16 protein-coding genes are annotated in these 15,103 nt (G+C 68.0%); 9 read left to right on the forward strand and 7 right to left on the reverse strand.

Features of this window, described 5'->3' with window-relative positions; genetic code table 11:
• Positions 1-223 precede the first annotated feature (223 nt).
• The gene (locus tag G7Z99_RS12025; protein WP_181094091.1) at positions 224-1,033 is read right to left on the reverse strand and encodes a DUF6515 family protein; all 810 of its coding nucleotides are present in this window, start codon (positions 1,031-1,033) and stop codon (positions 224-226) included.
• A 396-nt stretch (positions 1,034-1,429) separates the two neighbouring features.
• Here G7Z99_RS12025 and G7Z99_RS12030 point away from each other — a divergent pair, with 396 nt between their 5' ends.
• Complete coding sequence (locus G7Z99_RS12030) at positions 1,430-1,906, forward strand: Lrp/AsnC family transcriptional regulator (RefSeq protein WP_060392414.1); 477 nt, start codon at positions 1,430-1,432, stop codon at positions 1,904-1,906.
• Between the two features lie 92 nt (positions 1,907-1,998).
• Here G7Z99_RS12030 and G7Z99_RS12035 read toward each other — a convergent pair whose 3' ends face one another.
• The 3 genes from G7Z99_RS12035 to G7Z99_RS12045 all read right to left on the reverse strand — a co-directional run bounded on the left by G7Z99_RS12035 (position 1,999) and on the right by G7Z99_RS12045 (position 5,814).
• Positions 1,999-2,622 (reverse strand): pseudouridine synthase, encoded by a 624-nt coding sequence (locus tag G7Z99_RS12035; RefSeq protein ID WP_181094093.1) that lies wholly within the window; start codon positions 2,620-2,622, stop codon positions 1,999-2,001.
• A gap of 6 nt (positions 2,623-2,628) precedes the next feature.
• Positions 2,629-4,092 (reverse strand): AMP nucleosidase, encoded by a 1,464-nt coding sequence (amn, locus tag G7Z99_RS12040; protein ID WP_181094095.1) that lies wholly within the window; start codon positions 4,090-4,092, stop codon positions 2,629-2,631.
• 69 nt (positions 4,093-4,161) lie between these two features.
• Positions 4,162-5,814 carry an acyl-CoA dehydrogenase family protein gene (locus G7Z99_RS12045; RefSeq protein ID WP_181094097.1) on the reverse strand — a complete coding sequence of 551 codons (1,653 nt, stop codon included), beginning with the start codon at positions 5,812-5,814 and terminating at the stop codon, positions 4,162-4,164.
• A 159-nt stretch (positions 5,815-5,973) separates the two neighbouring features.
• Between G7Z99_RS12045 and G7Z99_RS12050 the strand changes: the two genes are divergently transcribed.
• The 4 genes from G7Z99_RS12050 to G7Z99_RS12065 all read left to right on the forward strand — a co-directional run bounded on the left by G7Z99_RS12050 (position 5,974) and on the right by G7Z99_RS12065 (position 9,429).
• Positions 5,974-6,771 carry a hydroxymethylpyrimidine/phosphomethylpyrimidine kinase gene (locus G7Z99_RS12050; RefSeq protein WP_181094099.1) on the forward strand — a complete coding sequence of 266 codons (798 nt, stop codon included), beginning with the start codon at positions 5,974-5,976 and terminating at the stop codon, positions 6,769-6,771.
• Positions 6,772-6,788: 17 nt separating this feature from the next.
• Positions 6,789-7,412, forward strand: a complete 624-nt coding sequence (gene thiE / locus G7Z99_RS12055) for a thiamine phosphate synthase (RefSeq protein ID WP_181094101.1) — start codon at positions 6,789-6,791, stop codon at positions 7,410-7,412.
• An 18-nt stretch (positions 7,413-7,430) separates the two neighbouring features.
• The gene (gene hemL, locus G7Z99_RS12060; protein WP_181094103.1) at positions 7,431-8,714 is read left to right on the forward strand and encodes a glutamate-1-semialdehyde 2,1-aminomutase; all 1,284 of its coding nucleotides are present in this window, start codon (positions 7,431-7,433) and stop codon (positions 8,712-8,714) included.
• Between the two features lie 163 nt (positions 8,715-8,877).
• Positions 8,878-9,429 (forward strand): tetratricopeptide repeat protein, encoded by a 552-nt coding sequence (locus G7Z99_RS12065; protein ID WP_181094105.1) that lies wholly within the window; start codon positions 8,878-8,880, stop codon positions 9,427-9,429.
• 23 nt (positions 9,430-9,452) lie between these two features.
• Here the strand turns inward: G7Z99_RS12065 and G7Z99_RS12070 are convergent, their stop codons facing one another.
• On the reverse strand, positions 9,453-9,779 hold the full coding sequence (locus G7Z99_RS12070) for a DUF1820 family protein (protein ID WP_060395557.1): 327 nt from the start codon (positions 9,777-9,779) through the stop codon (positions 9,453-9,455).
• A gap of 215 nt (positions 9,780-9,994) precedes the next feature.
• On the opposite strand from G7Z99_RS12070, the gene G7Z99_RS12075 reads away from it, so the two are divergent.
• From G7Z99_RS12075 to lnt, 4 genes are read left to right on the forward strand one after another with little or no spacing between them, the layout of a single operon-like run.
• Positions 9,995-10,993 (forward strand): PhoH family protein, encoded by a 999-nt coding sequence (locus G7Z99_RS12075; protein ID WP_181094107.1) that lies wholly within the window; start codon positions 9,995-9,997, stop codon positions 10,991-10,993.
• Positions 10,986-11,480 carry an rRNA maturation RNase YbeY gene (ybeY, locus tag G7Z99_RS12080; protein ID WP_181094109.1) on the forward strand — a complete coding sequence of 165 codons (495 nt, stop codon included), beginning with the start codon at positions 10,986-10,988 and terminating at the stop codon, positions 11,478-11,480. Before G7Z99_RS12075 ends, ybeY begins: the two co-directional genes overlap by 8 nt.
• A 5-nt stretch (positions 11,481-11,485) precedes the next feature.
• Complete coding sequence (locus G7Z99_RS12085; protein ID WP_181094111.1) at positions 11,486-12,331, forward strand: HlyC/CorC family transporter; 846 nt, start codon at positions 11,486-11,488, stop codon at positions 12,329-12,331.
• Positions 12,332-12,333: 2 nt separating this feature from the next.
• On the forward strand, positions 12,334-13,851 hold the full coding sequence (lnt, locus tag G7Z99_RS12090; RefSeq protein WP_181094113.1) for an apolipoprotein N-acyltransferase: 1,518 nt from the start codon (positions 12,334-12,336) through the stop codon (positions 13,849-13,851).
• On the opposite strand, the gene G7Z99_RS12095 is transcribed toward lnt, so the two are convergent.
• Both G7Z99_RS12095 and G7Z99_RS12100 read right to left on the reverse strand, forming a co-directional pair.
• On the reverse strand, positions 13,848-14,615 hold the full coding sequence (locus tag G7Z99_RS12095) for a YdcF family protein (protein WP_181094115.1): 768 nt from the start codon (positions 14,613-14,615) through the stop codon (positions 13,848-13,850). The genes lnt and G7Z99_RS12095 overlap by 4 nt on opposite strands.
• 77 nt (positions 14,616-14,692) lie before the next feature.
• Positions 14,693-15,010 (reverse strand): hypothetical protein, encoded by a 318-nt coding sequence (locus G7Z99_RS12100; protein WP_181094116.1) that lies wholly within the window; start codon positions 15,008-15,010, stop codon positions 14,693-14,695.
• Positions 15,011-15,103: the final 93 nt, after the last annotated feature.

The raw sequence follows: 15,103 nt of genomic DNA on the forward strand, positions 1-15,103 counted from the left end.
GCATTCCTTATCGGCGCTTGGGTGAAGGGAGGAGGGGCGAAATCTCCCACGGTCTGTACTGCGCGAACAGTCAGAAGCGGATCTAGTCCCTCCTCCTCCCTTCAAGTCCTACCATACAAGCGGCCCCTGTGCCGCGATCGGGCCCGCAGGGGCCGTAAAACCAGCGATGGGGTGGCGGCAGTCAACCCGAACAGGCTCAGCGACATGATACCGCCGCCGTACCTCAGTTGACGCTGTAACCGCGCCCGCTCAGACACGCCCCCAACGCTCGCCTGTACACCTGCGCGCCCTCACCCGGCGGTGCATACCCCGCACCAGCCGGATCGAACCCCGACTGCTCCACTGCCCAGCCATGGCACTGGTAGCGATCCTGTTCCTGCTGCTGGGGCGGCTGCCCTTGCGCCGGATAGGCGATGACATCGTAGCCGTTGCCCTGTTGTCCCTCGGCATTGGCAGCGCCCTGCCCCACCTGGGCCGGGTTGACCACCACGTACTCCCCGCTCTCGGGCTGATACTGGTAGTAGGCATCGGCCACCCCGTAGAGCAACGTACCGCCCGCCCACACTTCACGGGCATAGGGCGGCAGGTAGCCGACCCGCGCGCCGAACGGTGGACGCACCACGACGTAGCCCGGCCCCTGGGGCTGGTACCAGTAGCCGCCCGAGAAGAAGTAGTCCCGCCCGCGGTAAGGGACTTTCCAGTAGCGGTCGGGAAATTGCCCGATGGCCTGACCCGGACGGTAGCGCGGCCCCGGCCCCCAACCGTCCCCAGGTTCGCCAGGCCGCCCTCCCCAGCCGTCACCCGGACGCTGCCCAGGGCCGCCCGCCTGCCAGCCGCGCCCGTCGCCGGGACGCCGTGGGATGTCCTGGTAATAGCCTGGGCGCGGCGGCTGGGTCTGGCGTACTTCGTCGCGCGACTGCAATGGGGAATGGCCGGGGCCTGGCCCGGCGTTCGGATCCTGGGCCCAGGCAGACAAACCACTGACCATGCAGCACACCGTCAGTGCCGCCCACTGCCATACACGCAACGTCATGGGATTGCCCTCGATAGGGGATCGTTCGATAAGGCGCAGTCTATAACGCCATCGGGGCTCGCGGACGAATTCCAGGCACGAAAAAAGGGAGGCCCGAGGGCCTCCCTTTCGAAAGATGTCGTCCGTGCTCGACGCTTGTGGCGCCGGCTCACCTCGCCTCGTCTTCTGGACGGGGCGTAGCCCGGGGGCCTGGCGACTCCTGTGAGAGCGTCTGGCCGCAACCGCCTGCATAAGGCCGGTCGCCGTGGACTGATGTCCGGGCAGTGATTCTGTGGATAACGATAAGGGATCGACGGCGGCAGAGGATTGCGAAGATTGCTGGATTAAATAGGACTTGCGCAATTTTTGACTCAAGATCAATAATTCGCCGCAATCCAGATAGAAAAGGCTTCTTCCATGAGCAAACTCGACCGTTACGACCTGAGCATTCTTGCCGAATTGCAGCGCGATGCGCGCATCTCCAACCAGGAACTGGCCGAGCGCATCGGCCTGTCGCCCTCGCCGTGCTCGCGCCGGGTCAAGCAGTTGGAAGACGATGGCTACATCGCGCGCCAGGTCGCCCTGCTCGATCGCAAGAAACTGGGCCTGAGCCTGACCGCCTACGTGCTGATCGGCATGGACCGCCACACGCCCGAGCGCTTCGAGACCTTCGAGGCGGCGATCCGCAGCCTGCCGCAGGTGCTCGAGTGCTGCCTGGTCACCGGGATCGATGCCGACTACCAGCTCAAGGTCGTGGTGCCGGACATGGACCACTACCAGAAGCTGCTGCTGGGCAGCCTGACCCGCATCGAAGGCGTCACCAGCGTGCGCTCGAGCTTCGTGCTCAACCAGGTGCTGGCCAGCACCGAGATGCCCCTGACCCACTTGCGGTAAGTGCGGGGGTCGCAAGCCGCAGCGTCGCCTCAACGCCCTGTCGACACCTGACGCTGCGCACTACCGTTCGCTCGTAGCGCGCAGCGTGCCGCTCACACCCTGCCGTCCTTCCACATCCCAGGCTCGAGCCCGTCCAGTGTCCAGTCGCCGATGCGCACGCGCACCAGGCGCAGGGTGGGCAGGCCGACGGCGGCGGTCATGCGCCGGACCTGGCGGTTGCGGCCTTCGCGGATGACCAGTTCCAGCCAGTGCGTGGGCACGTTCTTGCGAAAGCGTACCGGCGGGTTGCGTGGCCAGAGGGTCGGCTCGTCCAGGCGACGGGCCTCGGCTGGCAGGGTCAGCCCGTCGTTGAGCTGCACGCCGTCGCGCAGGCGCTGCAACTGCTCGTCGTTCGGCTCGCCCTCCACCTGCACCCAGTACGTCTTGGGCAGCTTGTGCCGAGGGTCGGCGATGCGTGCCTGCAAGCGCCCGTCGTTGGTCAGCAGCAGCAGACCTTCGCTGTCGCGGTCCAGGCGCCCGGCCGGGTACACACCAGGCACGTCGATGTAGTCCTTGAGCGTGGCGCGCCCTTCGCCGTCGCTGAACTGCGTCAACACGTCGAACGGCTTGTTGAACAGGATCAACCGCGTTTCAGCGGGCGCGGCCTTGGCCGGGCGGCGGGGACCGGTGGGCCGCGTCGAGGGACGACGCGGCGTGGGGCGGGACGGCGGTGGCATGCAACCTCAGCGGAACGGCGGCTCATCGAAGCTGCGCAGTTTACGCGAATGCAGGGCGTCGAGCTCGGTGCGCAGCAGGTCGAGGGCGGCGATGCCGATCTTCAGGTGCTGGCTGACGGCGCGGTTGTAGAAGGCGTTGGCCGAACCGGGCAGCTTGATCTCGCTGTGCAGCGGCTTGTCCGACACGCACAGCAAGGTGCCGTAAGGGACGCGCAGGCGATAGCCCTGGGCGGCGATGGTACCGCTTTCCATGTCCACGGCGACGGCACGCGACAGGTTGATCAGCGGGCGCTCCTGGGCCCAGCGCAGCTCCCAGTTGCGGTCGTCGTAGGTCAGCACGGTGCCGGTGCGCAGGCGCTTCTTGAGCTGGTCGCCGCGCTCGCCGGTGATCTGCGCCGCCGCTTCCTGCAAGGCCAGCTGGACTTCGGCCAGCGCCGGGATCGGGATGTTCGGCGGCACCACACGGTCGAGGATGCCATCGCGGCGCATGTAGGCATGCGCCAGCACGTAGTCGCCGATGGTCTGCGATTGGCGCAGCCCGCCACAATGGCCGATCATCAGCCAGCAGTGCGGGCGCAGCACGGCCAGGTGGTCGGTGATGTTCTTGGCGTTGGACGGGCCCACCCCGATGTTGACCAGGGTGATGCCGTCGCCGTCGGCAGCGATCAGGTGGTAGGCCGGCATCTGGAAGCGGTGCCAGACCACGCCACTGACCAGCGCTTGCACCTGGTCTTCCGGCACGTCCTTCTCGATCACCACGTTGCCAGGCAGCACCATGCGCACGAAGCGCGGGTCCTGGCGCAACTGCTCCAGGCCATGGGCGATGAACTGGTCGACGTAGCGGTGGTAGTTGGTCAGCAGGATCCAGGGCTGCACGTGCCGCCAGTCGCTGCCGGTGTAATGCACCAGGCGGCGCAGCGAGAAATCCACCCGCGCCGCGTCGAACAGGGCCAGGGGCAAGGTCTCGGCGCCGTCCCAGTCGTACAGGCCATCGGCGATGTCGTCGGTGGCCGCCGACAGGTCGGTGCTGGGAAACACCCGCGCCAGCTGGGCGGCGGTGATGCCGCTGCCGGCCAGCTCGTCGCCCTGCTCGACCACGTACGGGTAGGGGATGTCCTGGGCGCTGGCGCCGACCTCGACGGTGACGCTGAAGTCGCTCATCAGCGGGCGCAGCTGCTCGAGCAGGTAGTTGCGGAAGGCCTTGGGCTGGGTGATGGTCACGTTGTAGGTGCCGGCGACCTGGACCTTGGCGTAGGCGCGGGTGGTGACCGGTGCATCGCCCTGGCAGTAGTAGGTCAGCCGCAGCGCGGGGTAACGGTACAGCGCGCGCTCGTCGGCATCCGGTTCGGTGCGGTCCTTGAGGTAACGTTTCAGGGCCTGGCTGAGGGCGCCGGTGGCTTGTTCATGCAGCGCCGCGAGACGGTCGACGGCCTGCTCGGGGGTATCAACGACAACGAACGCTTGGCTCACACTGTGTTTCCTGTCTGGACTTGCAAGCGTTCCATCTTGCCTAGGTTCACCGGCAAATACACCCCCCTCTCAGCCCGGCCAGGTGGGGGTCGCCCGCGCCAGCAGCGCCTGTACGTCGATCCCGCGCGGCAGACAGCCGTAGGCGCGCCCGCCCGGCGCCAGTCGGCTGCCGATGAAGGCCTCGCTGACCGTGTCGTCGCCCGCCTTGAGCAACACGCTGGCCTGCAGGGCCAGGGCAATGGCCTCGCTGAGCTGACGGGCGCGGTAAGGCAACTGGTCGGGGTCGGCCAACGCCTGCTGCAACGCGGCCACGTGCCGGGCCAGTCGTGCATCGCCATGGCCACCGTCCAGTTCGAGCCACAGCGCGTCGGCACAGCCGGGCGTCTTGGCCAGGGCGCGCAGCACGTCCAGGCACTGCACGTTGCCCGAGCCTTCCCAGATCGAGTTGACCGGCGCCTCGCGGTACAGCCGTGGCAGCACGCTATCCTCGACGTAGCCGGCGCCGCCCAGGCATTCGGCGGCCTCGTTGATCATGCCCGGCGCACGCTTGCAGACCCAGTACTTGCCCACCGCCGTCGCCAGGCGCACGAAGGCCACCTGGCGCGGATCGCTCTGCTGGTCCAGGGCCTGGGCCAGGCGCAGGCTCAAAGCCAACGCCGCCTCGCTCTCCAGCGCCAGGTCGGCGAGCACGTTCTGCATCAACGGCTGCTCGGCCAGCGGGCGGCCGCCGACCTGGCGGTGCGCGCAGTGATGGGTTGCCTGGGTCAGGGCCTGGCGCATCAGGGCGCTGGAGCCGAGCAGGCAGTCGAAGCGGGTCAGGCTCACCATCTCGAGGATCGTGGCGAGGCCGCGGCCTTCCTCACCGACCATCCAGGCCAGGGCGCCACGCAGTTCGATTTCGCTGGAGGCGTTGGAGCGGTTGCCGAGCTTGTCCTTCAGGCGCTGGATGTACAGCAGGTTGCGGCTGTCGTCGGGCCGGTGCCGGGGCAGCAGAAAGCAGCTCAGGCCCTGGTCGGTCTGCGCCAGGGTCAGAAAGGCGTCGCTCATCGGGGCCGAACAGAACCACTTGTGCCCGACCAGTTCATAGGCCTGGCCCGGACCGGGCTGCCCGACCGGCCAGGCGCGGGTGGTGTTGGCACGCACGTCGGTGCCGCCCTGCTTTTCGGTCATCGCCATGCCCAGGGTGACCCCGGCCTTGTGCCCCACGCCGATGTTGCGCGGGTCATAGGTCGGCGCCAGGACCTTCGGCAGCCAGTCGGCGGCCAGGCTCGGCTGGCGGCGCAGGGCCGGCACGGCGGCGAAGGTCATGGTCAGCGGGCAGCCACTGCCGGCGTCGGCCTGCATGTGCAGGTAGACCAGGCCCGCGCGCGCGACGTGTGCGCCGTCACCAGGCGCGGCCCACGGCAATGCCGGCAGGCCGTGCTCGACTGCGGTGCGCATCAGCGTGTGATAGGCCGGGTGGAACTCCACCCAGTCGATGCGGTGGCCGTAGCGATCATGGCTGCTGAAACGCGGCGGGTGACGCTCGGCGAGCACGCCGGCGTCCATCAGCGGGCCACCGGCCAGCGCGCCGTAGGCGTCCAGGCGTGCCTCGGCCCAGGCGGCACCGTGGCGCCGTATCCCCTGCTGCAACGGCAGGTCCAGCCGATAGAGGTTGGCGCCGTCCAGCGGCGGGGGCTGGTTGGTGACCACATGGGTCTCGGCGAACGCGTGCAAAGGCATGGGGCGACTCCCGATCCGGGGCAGGTCAGGACAGTGAAGCAGCGCCGGGCCGGATGCTCAAGCAGGTGGCTCGGCACGCGCCGCGCGTGGCCCCAGGGCCTTGCGTCACGACCATGGGACGGAGGCACCTGGAACCGTTTGGTGGTAAGCTCGCCCTCCATGACTATCTACAGCTCTCGCCCCGTTGTCCTCTGTCTGTCCGGCCATGACCCCAGTGGTGGCGCCGGCCTGCAGGCAGATATCGAAGCCCTGATCGCCCAAGGTTGCCATGCGGCCCCCGCCGTCACCGCCTTGACCGTGCAGGATACCGTCAATGTGTCCGACTTCCGGGTGCTGGACCGCGCGTGGGTGCTGGCCCAGGCCAACGCCGTGCTCGCCGACGCCTGCGTGGCGGCGGTCAAGCTGGGCATGCTCGGCTCGCTCGAGATGGTCGACACGGTCGCCGAGCTGCTGCGGGCACACCCGCACCTGCCGATGGTCTGCGACCCGGTGCTGCGCGCCGGCGGCGGTGGGCGCCTGGGCAAGGACGAGGTCGGCTATGCCGTGCGCGAGCACCTGCTGCCCCTGGCGACGATCGCCACGCCCAACCTGCCCGAGGCACGTATCCTGGCCGAGCTGCCGGACGGCACGGCGGACCAGTGCGCCGACAAGCTGCTGCCCTACTGCCAGCACCTGCTGATCACCGGCGGGCACGGCGACGAGCAGCAGATCCACAACCGTCTCTACAGCCGCGACGGCGACTGCCAGGTCTGGACCTGCGAGCGCCTGCCGGGCAGCTACCACGGGTCGGGCTGCACCCTGGCCAGTGCCCTGGCCGGTCGCCTGGCCCAGGGCGAACACCTGCACAGCGCGGTACGCAGCGCGCTGGACTACACCTGGCGCACGCTGCGCGACGCCGAACAGCTGGGCCGGGGCCAGTACGTGCCACGCCGGTTGCCGCTGGATTTCTGTTCCTGACCTGCCACGAGGGCGACATGACACGACGCGGTCTGTATGCGATCACCGACAGCCAGCTCCTGGCCGGGCGGCTGCTGTCCCACGTCGAAGCGGCACTCGAAGGCGGCCTGGCGCTGCTGCAATACCGCGACAAGAGCGGCGACGCGTCACGTCGCCAGGACGAGGCCGAGGCGCTGCGCGAGCTGTGCCAGCGCTACGGCACGCCACTGGTGATCAACGACGATGTGGCGCTGGCGGCCCGGCTGGGCGTCGGCGTGCACCTGGGCCAGACCGACGGGCCGCTGCACCCGGCGCGCGCGCAGCTGGGGCCGCAGGCCGTGATCGGCTCGACCTGCCATGACCGTCTCGACCTGGCGCACCAGGCGCTGGAGCAAGGCGCCAGCTACGTGGCCTTCGGCCGTTTCTTCCACTCGATGACCAAGCCCGGCGCCCCGGCGGCCAGCCTCGAGCTGCTGGCCCAGGCGCGCGCGGAGCTGCCACTGCCGATCGCGGTGATCGGCGGCATCACCCTCGACAACGCCGCCCCGCTGGTCGCCCACGGTGCCGACCTGCTGGCGGTGATCCACGGCCTGTTCGGTGCCGACAGCGCGCAAGACGTCACCCGTCGCGCCCGCGCCTTCAACGCCCTGTTCGCCTCCTGATTCGAGAGAAGCCTTCTTATGTCCCGTTCTGAATCCCTGTTCGCCCAAGCCCAGAAACACATCCCCGGTGGCGTGAACTCGCCCGTGCGCGCGTTCCGCAGCGTCGGCGGCACACCGCTGTTCTTCAAGCACGCCGAGGGCGCCTACGTCATCGATGAGGACGACAAGCGCTACGTCGACTACGTCGGTTCCTGGGGGCCGATGATCCTTGGCCATGGTCACCCGGAGGTGCTGGAGTCGGTGCGTCGCCAGCTGGTGCACGGCCTGTCCTACGGCGCGCCGACCGCGATGGAAACCGAGATGGCCGACCTGGTCTGCTCGCTGGTGCCGTCGATGGAGATGGTGCGCATGGTCAGCTCCGGCACCGAGGCGACCATGAGCGCCATTCGCCTGGCCCGCGGCTACACCGGCCGCGATGCGATCATCAAGTTCGAAGGCTGCTATCACGGCCACTCCGACAGCCTGCTGGTCAAGGCCGGCTCCGGCCTGCTGACCTCCGGCGTGCCCAGCTCGGCCGGGGTGCCGGCAGACTTCGCCAAGCACACCCTGACCCTGCCGTTCAACGACCTGGCCGCGGTGGAAAAGACCCTGGCCGACGTGGGCCAGACCGTGGCCTGCATCATCGTCGAGCCGGTGGCCGGCAACATGAACTGCGTGCCCCCGGCACCGGGCTTCCTCGAAGGCCTGCGCGAGCAGTGCGACAAGCACGGCGTGGTGCTGATCTTCGACGAAGTGATGACCGGTTTCCGCGTGTCGCTGGGCGGTGCGCAAGGCCACTACGGCATCACCCCCGACCTGTCGACCTTCGGCAAGATCGTCGGCGGCGGCATGCCGGTGGGCTGCTTCGGCGGCAAGCGCGCGATCATGGAATGCATCGCGCCACTGGGCCCGGTCTACCAGGCAGGCACCCTGTCCGGTAACCCGCTGGCCATGGCCGCGGGCCTGACCACCCTGCGCCTGATCAGCCGTCCGGGCTTCCACGACGAGCTGAGCGCCTTCACCAGCCGCATGCTCGACGGCCTGCAGCAGCGCGCCGATGCCGCGGGCGTGCCGTTCGTCACCACCCAGGCTGGCGGCATGTTCGGCCTGTACTTCACCGGCGCCGACGACATCGTCACCTTCGACGACGTGATGGGCAGCGATGCGGAACGCTTCAAGCGGTTCTTCCATCTGATGCTCGAGGGCGGCGTGTACCTGGCCCCGAGCGCCTTCGAAGCCGGCTTCACCTCGATCGCTCATGGCGAGACCGAGCTGAAGATCACGCTGGACGCCGCGGAAAAGGCCTTCGCCGCGCTGAAATGAGCGAACGCCCTCCCTGGCCCTTGCGTCCTTGCGCCGGTGGTCGGGGAGCCTGTCCCTGCATTCGCCAGAAAATCGAGTAAAACTTTGTAAGGTACGGGTGGCTTATCCCATAATGAGCCACCAGAGACATTGGCCGCAGCTTTGCAGAGGTAAGTCGATCCCCATGAACCGCACCGGCCGCGCCCTCAGCCTGGGCTGCCTGCTGCTCCTCCAGCCCTTGGCGGCCTTGGCGGAGGGCGGCAACTCGCTGCTGATCCCGACCACGGGACGTTGCACGTTCGACACCCGGCCGCAGGACGTGGACAGGGCCATCAAGGCGTGCGAGCAGCTGGCGACCTCGGGCGACGCCCAGGCGCAGTACGAGCTGGCCGAGCTGTACCATGCGGGCGACCAGGTCCCGAAGGACTTGCACAAGGCGCTGGACTACTACGAGCAGGCCTCGCTGCTGGGCCATGCCGAGGCGCAGTCCAGGCTGGGCGCCATGTTCTTCCAGGGCGAGGGCGTGGCGGCCAACAAGGTGCAGGCCTACATCCTGCTGAAGATGGCCGCGGTCAATGGCGCCGAGGATGCGCTGGACATGGCCGACGAGGTGTCGGCCAGCATGCCGCGCGAAGAACTCGAGCGGGCGACCCAGGTGCTGGGGCAGATCTTCCGCAAATACCTGCTGGAGCTGCAGAGCGCCGACGGTCGCACACCCTTCTCGCCCCTGCCCTGAGCGGCACGCGCTTCACACGGGGCTCACTTCTCCGGCATCGGCATCGGGAACGGCATGACGTTGCCGGTCGGCCGGGCCTCGCTGATCTTCACCGCACCGACCCGCTCCACCTCGTCGATGCGCACGATGGCGTGCATCGGCACGAAGCTGCGCACCACGCCGTCGAACTGGGCCTTGAGCTTTTCTTCGCTGGGGTCGACCACGACCTGGGTGCGCTCGCCGAAGACGAACTCCTCCACCTCCAGGAAGCCCCACAGGTCGCTCTGGTAGATCTGCTTGGCGTACATCTCGAACACCTGGCCCTGGTTGAGGAAGATCACTTTGAACAGCGGCGCGTCGCGTTTGGTCATGGCGGCAAGGTCAACGGTGCGGAAAAGGGGCGCGCAGCATAGCAGACGGCGCCTGCCCACGCTGTCCAACCCATGAAACCATCGCGTGCGCGTGCGCTCCAAACAGACACGAGCGACCCTTGGCAACCCTTGATCGCAGCGGACCTTTCGCCACTGCCGATCAAGGGTTATTCTTGATCTCACATTCCCTAGCCGGCGAGCGGCCCAAGACCACCTTGAACGCACCCATAGAACCCCATCGCTTCATCCTCGAGCCCTTCGAGGCCCATCGTTTCGCCAACCTGTGCGGACAGTTCGACGAGCACCTGCGCCTGATCGAACAGCGCCTGGACATCGAGATCCGCAACCGCGGCAATCAGTTCGAGCTCATTGGCGAGCCCAAGACCACCTTCTCCGCCGAACAGCTGCTGCGCAGGCTCTACCGCGAAGCGAAAGCGACCGAGCTGTCGCCGGAAATGGTTCACCTGTACCTGCAGGAGTCGACCGTGGAAGCCCTCGAAACCCCGGCAACGAACGAAGTCAGCGTGTCGCTGCGCACGCGCAAGGGCAACATTCGCCCGCGCGGTGCCAACCAGCAGCGGTACGTGAAGGAAATCCTGGCCAACGACATCAACTTCGGCATTGGCCCGGCCGGTACCGGCAAGACCTACCTGGCCGTGGCCGCTGCGGTGGATGCGCTGGAGCGTGAACAGGTGCGGCGCATCCTGCTGGTGCGTCCGGCGGTCGAAGCAGGCGAGAAGCTGGGCTTCCTGCCCGGCGACCTGGCCCAGAAGATCGACCCCTACCTGCGTCCGCTGTACGACGCCCTCTACGAGATGCTCGGCTTCGAGCACGTGGCCAAGCTGATCGAGCGCCAGGTGATCGAGATCGCCCCTCTGGCGTACATGCGCGGTCGCACGCTGAACAACAGCTTCATCATTCTCGACGAGAGCCAGAACACCACGCTCGAGCAGATGAAGATGTTCCTGACCCGTATCGGCTTCGGCTCCACGGCGGTCATCACTGGCGACATCACCCAGGTCGACCTGCCGCGCGGCACCAAGTCCGGGCTGGCCCACGTGATCGAGGTGCTGCGCGACGTGCCCGGCATCAGCTTCACGCACTTCCAGCCCAAGGACGTGGTGCGTCACCCGCTGGTTCAGCGCATCGTCGAAGCCTACGAGCGCTTCGACGCCCAGCAGGCCAAGCCCGAGGTGCCCGGCAAACATGCTTGAACTCGACCTGCAGCGGGCCACCGAGGCCGCTGCGCCGGAGGACGCCGCCTTCCGCCGTTGGTGCGAGCTGGCCCTGCGCCAGCGCAGCGCCGACTCGGAGATGACCATTCGCCTGGTCGATCTCGACGAGGGCCGCGCGCTCAACCACACCTACCGGCACAAGGACTACGCCACCAACGTGCTGTCCTTCCCGGCCGATGTGCCCGATGAGCTGCTGGACATTCCGCTGCTCGGCGACCTGGTGATCTGCGTGCCGGTGGTCGAGCGCGAGGCCGCCGAACAGGGCAAGGCCCTGGAAGCGCACTGGGCGCACCTGGTCATACACGGCTGCCTGCACCTGCTCGGCTACGACCACATCGACGACGATGAGGCCGAGGAGATGGAAGCACTGGAACGCACCCTGTTGGCGGAGCTCGGCCACCCCGATCCGTACGCCGACGACGACACCGACCCTTCACACCCCGATACCTGCAAGGATCACGAGTAACCGCCATGAGCGAAGACCGATCGAGCAATGGGCAGAAGTCATGGCTGGGCAAACTGACCCAGGCTTTTGCCCATGAGCCGAAGAACCGCCAGGAGCTCCTCGAGCTGCTGCGCGAAGCCCACCAGAACAAACTGCTGGACAGCGAAGCGCTGGCCATCGTCGAGGGCGCCATCCAGGTCGCTGACCTGCAGGTGCGCGACATCATGGTGCCGCGCTCGCAGATGATCAGCATCCGCGCCACCCAGACCCCGCGCGAATTTTTGCCGGCAGTGATCGACGCGGCGCACTCGCGCTACCCGGTCATCGGCGAGAGTCACGACGACGTGCTCGGCGTGCTGCTGGCCAAGGACCTGCTGCCGCTGATCCTCAAGGAAAACGGCGACAGCGTCGACATCAAGAGCCTGCTGCGCCCGGCCACCTTCGTGCCCGAGTCCAAGCGCCTGAACGTGCTGCTGCGTGAGTTTCGCGCCAACCACAACCACATGGCCATCGTCATCGACGAGTACGGCGGTGTGGCCGGCCTGGTGACCATCGAGGACGTGCTCGAGCAGATCGTCGGCGACATCGAGGACGAGCACGACGTCGAGGAAGACAGCTACATCAAGCCGCTGCCCAATGGCGACTTCCTGGTCAAGGCGCTGACGCCGATCGAGCAGTTCAACGAGTCCTTCGACGGCGACTTCTCGGACGACGAATTCGACACCGTCGGCGGGCTGGTCATGAAAGCCTTCGGCTACATGCCCAAGCGCAACGAGACCACCGCGATCGGGGCCTACCGCTTCCGTGTCCTGAACGCCGACAGCCGCCGCATCCACCTGCTGCGTCTGACCCCCATCAATCGCCAAGGATAGTCATGCGTTGGATCACCCGCCCCGGCTGGCCCGGTAACCTGCTGGCCGTGGCGGCCGGCGCCAGCACGTCCCTGGCCCTGGCGCCGTTCGACGCCTGGCCGCTCGCCGTGCTGGCGATCGCGCTGTTCTACCTGGGCCTGCGCCAGCTCAGCCCGCGCCAGGCGCTGGGCCGTGGCTGGTGCTACGGCTTCGGTCTGTATGGCGCCGGTACCAGTTGGATCTACGTCAGCATCAATACCTACGGCGGCGCCTCGCCCTTGCTGGCGACCTTGCTGCTGCTGGCCTTCTTCGCCGCCATCGCCTGGTTCTTCGCCCTGCCCGCCTGGCTCTGGGCACGCTGGCTACGGCGCAGCGAGGCCCCACTGGCCGATGCGCTGGGCTTCGCGGCCCTGTGGCTGCTGCAGGAAGCGTTTCGTGGCTGGTTCCTGACCGGGTTCCCGTGGTTGTACGCAGGCTACAGCCAGCTCGATGGTCCGCTGGCCGGGCTGGCCCCGGTCGGTGGCGTCTGGCTGGTGTCGTTCGTGCTGGCCCTGAGTGCGGCGCTGCTGTGCAACCTGCCGCGCCTGCGGGCCCGGGGAGCACTGCTGGCAGGCGGTCTGGCCCTGTTGATCGCGCCTTGGGTACTCGGCTGGGCACTCAAGGGCCACGCCTGGACGCAGCCGTCGGGCAAGCCCCTGACGGTGGCGGCGATCCAGGGCAACGTCGAGCAGGACCTGAAGTGGGACCCGGCGCACGTCAATGCGCAACTGGCGCTGTACCGCGACCTGAGCTTCGCCTCGCGGCCGGTCGATCTGTTGATCTGGCCGGAAACCGCCGTGCCGGTGCTCAAGGACCAGGCCCAAGGCTTCATCGACATGATGGGGACATTCGCCAGCGACCGTCACGCGGCGCTGATCACCGGCGTCCCGGTGCGTGAAGTGGTCGACGGCCAGCGCCGCTACTACAACGGCATCACCGTGGCCGGCGGCGGCGAAGGCACCTACCTCAAGCAGAAGCTGGTGCCGTTCGGCGAGTACGTGCCCTTGCAGGACATGCTGCGCGGGCTGATCGAGTTCTTCAACCTGCCGATGTCCGATTTCGCCCGTGGCCCGGCGCAGCAGGCGCTGTTGCAGGCCAAGGGGCACATGATCGCGCCGTACATCTGCTACGAGGTGGTCTACCCGGAATTCGCCGCCGGCCTGGCCGCGCGCAGCGACCTGCTGCTGACCATCAGCAACGACACCTGGTTCGGCACCTCGATCGGCCCGCTGCAACACCTGCAGATGGCGCAGATGCGTGCCCTGGAGGCCGGACGCTGGATGATCCGCGCCACCAACAACGGCGTCACCGCGCTGATCGACCCGTTCGGCCAGATCACCGAGCGCGTGCCGCAGTTCCAGCAGGCCGTGCTGTACGGTGAGGTCGTGCCGATGCAGGACCTCACCCCTTACCTGCGCTGGCGCTCATGGCCACTGGCGCTGGTCTGCGCCGTGCTGCTGGGCTGGGCCGCACTGGCCCGGCGTCGCGCGGCGCGCCCCTAGCGGCCCTCGAACAGGCGGTAGCCCACCAGGCCTGCCGCCTCGTTGAGCAGTTGCCCGTTGCGCCAGACGGCTCGCCCCTCCGGCAGCAATCCGGCGAAAGGTCCTACTGAGGCATGACCGAGAAAGCCCACGGGCGCTGCCACGACCGTCAGGCCGTTGGCCTCGAAGCTCCAGCGCGCACGGGGCATGTGCCAGGCCTGCGTGACCAGCACCACCCGGCGAATCCCCAGTGGCCGAAGCAGCCGCGCCGTCAGCTGGGCGTTTTCCCAGGTGGTGCGGCTGGCACCCTCCTCCCAGGTCACCGTCACCCCGAAATCCTGACGCAGGCGCTCGGCCATCAACCGGGCCTCGCTGGGGGGCGTGCCTTCGTGCAGGCCGCCGCTGGTCAGCAGCGGCAACCCGGAGGCCTTGGCCAGTTGCGCGGCGAACCGCATGCGCTCCAGGGCTACGCCGGTGGGCTGGTCGTCCCCGCCCCAGGCCGGGTCGCCCCGCTCGCGGCCCGCACCGAGCACCACGATGACCTGGGCCTCGGCAGCCAGCGTCGCCCACTGCGCCGTGGGCAGGGGCGGTTCGCGTTCGAGCAGCCGCGCCGCCTGCTGCACCACCAGCGGCAGGCTCATCAGCCACAGCCCGCCCAGCCCCAGGGCCAGGCACACGTTCGCCAGGCGCGGGCGACGACGGCGCAGCCAGCAGCCGGCCAGGACCAGCAGCAACAGCCCGCCCGGGGGCAGCAACAGGTGTTTGAGGAAAAAGCGGATCGGCATGGCGCACCTCGTTTCGGTGCGCGCAGCCTAGGGGGATCGGCACCGGTCCACAAGTCGTGGCCCGGTGCCGAGACCGGTCAGCGCACCGGCAGGCGCTGTGCGGGTATCGACGTGTCGCGGCGCTTGCGATCGCGCAGCCAGACGACCTCGGCGGTGCGTCTGGCGGGGCGCTGTCGAGGCCCCTCGGCGGCCGGGCCCGGGTGGGCGGGCAGTGCGTCCAGGTAGGTCTTGAGCACGTCGTACTCGGCGCGGCTCAAGCCGCGCAGCTCCAGTTCGGTCGGTTGTTCGTCACGCAATCGCACCGACGTGCGGGCCGTCTCCAGGGCTAGGCCAAGTCGGTCGATCAGACGTTCGTAGACATCGGTTGGGGGGTTGGGGGTGTGCGGCTCTCCCATGCGGGCACCTCGTTGGGGATGACAGTCTCGTTGCACCCCTGAGCTTAGCGTCACCTGCGACGGCAGCCGGGCGCCGCGACCAACGGCCATCGG

It is taken from the genome of Pseudomonas entomophila (genome assembly GCF_013523165.1).
GTDB classification, from domain to species: domain Bacteria; phylum Pseudomonadota; class Gammaproteobacteria; order Pseudomonadales; family Pseudomonadaceae; genus Aquipseudomonas; species Aquipseudomonas entomophila_A.